This window comes from Hansschlegelia beijingensis, assembly GCF_045505405.1.
Taxonomy (GTDB): Bacteria; Pseudomonadota; Alphaproteobacteria; order Rhizobiales; family Methylopilaceae; genus Methylopila; species Methylopila beijingensis_A.
The window spans coordinates 1-1985 of record NZ_JBJKEX010000460.1 but is presented as its reverse complement, the minus strand read 5'-3'; the positions used below and the strand labels follow the sequence as shown (position 1 = coordinate 1985).

Genomic DNA, 1985 nt, shown 5'->3' with positions numbered 1-1985 from the left:
AAGGCTCGGCTTCTCGGTACGACCCGGTGGCGTCGCCGGCGAAAACGTTGCGTTGCTCGGGGCCCAGCTCGAGCTTCCGTCGCCTACAAGTTCAGCTGCGGGGCCTCACCGGCCGCGATGTCGGCGCCGAGCCGCAACGTCTGCGTCTCGCCGCCGTCGGCCGACAGGCTGAGCTCCAGGGAGTCGCCTGCATAGAAGTGCCACATCTCGACCGCGTCGACGCGGTGCCAGGCCGATCGCTCTCCGGCCGCGAGCAGGAAGTAGATCGCGGTCGAGCGGCTGCGGCCGGCGGCGTCGGCCGCCGGATCGCGATACGTCTCGCGGAAATGCCCGCCCTCGGGATGCGGCTTGAGGTCGAGCAGCCGCACGACCTCCGCGGCCGAGAGCCCGTCGAGGGCGCTCATGCGCGGTTCTTCCGTGCGCGCAGCTCCGTGAAAGCGGCGACCGGGTCGCCGGGCGGCAGCCCCAGCGCGGCCGCGACCTTGTCCTCGCCGGCGCGCAGGAAGACGTTGGTCGCCTTCTCGGCGCCGATCGTGGTCGGAACCGTCGGCCGACCGGCCGCGCGCGCGGCCTCGATCTTCTTCAGCCGCTCCGCGATGGCGGCGTCCTCCGGCAGCACGGAGGCGCAGAATCGCGCGTTGGACGCGGTGTATTCGTGGCCGCACCAGACGGTCGTGTCGCTCGGCAGCCGGGCGAGCTTCGACAGCGAGCCCCACATGGCGGCGGGGGTGTCCTCGAACAGCCGGCCGCAGCCCATGACGAACAGGGTGTCGCCTGCGAACAGCCATTTCTCCGCGGGCTCGTGAAACACGACGTGGCCTTTGGTGTGGCCGGGCGTCGCGATGGTCTCGAAGCGCCAGGGGCCGACCTCGGCCACGTCGCCTTCGGAGAGCGTCCGGTCGAGGCCGGGGATCGAATCCGCCTCCGCGGCGGGGCCGAAGGCGGTCGCGCCGAAACGACTCTTCAGCTCGGCGAGCCCGTCGATGTGGTCGGCGTGCTTATGCGTGATCAGGATGTGGCTGAGGCCCCAGCCGCGGCTCTCGAGCGCCTGGGCGATCGGCGCGGCCTCGGGCGCATCGACCAGCGCGACGACGTCGCTCCCGGGATCGCGCAGCAGCACCGCGTAATTGTCTGACAGGCAGGGGACGAGGACGATCTCGGCGGGCATGACGTCTCCAGTTCGGGCGGGCGCACAGGCTATAGGCGACCGCCTCGCGGTCAAGCTTGCGGGAGAGTCCCGGCCGCCAGTCGAATGATGGCTCCCGGGCGGCTACAGTCGCCGCATGGCCATGGACATCCTCGATCTCCGCGACTTCTACAGCCGTCCCCTGGGCGAGCTCGCGCGCCGCATCCTGCGCGGCAAGCTGCGCGAGCGCTGGAGCGACGTCCGCGGCATGCGGGTGCTTGGAATCGGGTTCGCGACGCCGTTCGTGGGCGTGTTTCGCGAGGATGCGGAGCGGGTGCTGGCGTTCTCGCCGTCGCAGCAGGGCGTCGCCGGCTGGCCGCTGGACCGGCCGAACGCCGCCGGCCTGGTGGACGACGAGATGTGGCCTCTGCCGGACGCCGCCGTCGACCGCATCGTGGCGGTCCACGCGCTCGAGACCTGCGGCAGCGCCACCGAATTCCTGAACGAGGCCTGGCGCTGCCTCGCTCCCGGCGGCCGGCTGATCGCGATCGTCCCCAACCGCCGGGGCGCTTGGGCGAAGATGGACACGACGCCGTTCGGCTATGGCCGGCCGTTCAGCCGCAGCCAGCTGACGGAGCTGCTCCGCGAGGCGCTGTTCGCCCCGGAGGGATGGGACGAGGCGCTGTTCATGCCCCCGGTCGAACGCGGGCTGGTGTTCCGGTCCGCCGTGCCGCTGGAGCGTCTCGGCGCCCGGCTGTGGGATGCGCATCGAGAGCGAACGCGTAACGGCGGTCACGACGGATTACGACGTGTGGATACCGACCGAACATTTCGCGCGCGCGGCGGACCTGCCGGGCGG

2 protein-coding genes and 1 pseudogene are annotated in these 1985 nt (G+C 71.5%); 1 reads left to right on the top strand and 2 read right to left on the bottom strand.

Features of this window, described 5'->3' with window-relative positions; translation table 11 throughout:
- Positions 1-95 precede the first annotated feature (95 nt).
- Both ACIKT0_RS17540 and gloB read right to left on the bottom strand, forming a co-directional pair.
- Positions 96-404: pseudogene (locus ACIKT0_RS17540) on the bottom strand (cupin domain-containing protein); the annotation flags it as partial.
- Positions 401-1168 (bottom strand): hydroxyacylglutathione hydrolase, encoded by a 768-nt coding sequence (gloB, locus tag ACIKT0_RS17535; protein WP_407106630.1) that lies wholly within the window; start codon positions 1166-1168, stop codon positions 401-403. The pseudogene ACIKT0_RS17540 and the gene gloB, both read right to left, overlap by 4 nt.
- Positions 1169-1283: 115 nt before the next feature.
- On the opposite strand from gloB, the gene ACIKT0_RS17530 reads away from it, so the two are divergent.
- On the top strand, positions 1284-1985 hold a 702-nt coding region (locus ACIKT0_RS17530; RefSeq protein WP_407106629.1), incomplete at its 3' end, for a class I SAM-dependent methyltransferase.